This window comes from Bradyrhizobium sp. SHOUNA76 (assembly GCF_023006445.1).
GTDB lineage: Bacteria > Pseudomonadota > Alphaproteobacteria > Rhizobiales > Xanthobacteraceae > Bradyrhizobium.
Genome location: NZ_JALBHA010001129.1, coordinates 1 through 519, shown reverse-complemented (window position 1 = coordinate 519; position 519 = coordinate 1). Strand labels below are relative to the sequence as shown.

Genomic DNA, 519 nt, shown 5'->3' with positions numbered 1-519 from the left:
ATGCCATTCGCGGTCGCCGACTCGCTTGCCGCCCGCGGCATCACGCCGGTGCTGTTTCCGCTTCGCGGGGCCTGCGATCCGGCGCGGCTGGAGAAATTCCGTCACCGCTGGATTTCGGTCGGCCAGCTCGGCCGCGCAATGCGGCTGTTTCGCGAGGAGGGCTGCCGCGACCTGATCTTCATCGGCACATTGGTGCGGCCCTCGCTCTCGGAGATCCGGTTCGACGTCAAGACGCTGCGCCTGCTCGGCAGCGTCATCCGCGCCTTCCGCGGCGGCGACGATCATCTCCTGTCCGGCGTCGGCCGCATCCTCGAGCAGGACGGCTTTCGCATGGTCGGCATCAAGGACGTCGCGCCAGACTTGCTGATGCCCGAGGGCTGCATCAGCCGCGCCTGGCCGAACGACAACAGCAAGACCGACATCGCGCGCGGCCGTGCGGTGCTGACCGCGCTCGGTCCGTTCGACCTCGGCCAGGCCGCGGTCGTGATCGACGGTCACGTGGTGGCGGTCGAGGCCATC

Annotated in this window: 1 protein-coding gene; it reads left to right on the top strand. The window is 69.0% G+C overall.

What is annotated here, in order from left to right; translation table 11 throughout:
• Window positions 1–519, top strand: a 519-nt coding sequence (locus MOV74_RS40120) for an LpxI family protein (RefSeq protein ID WP_246933099.1), incomplete at both ends; no start/stop codon positions are given.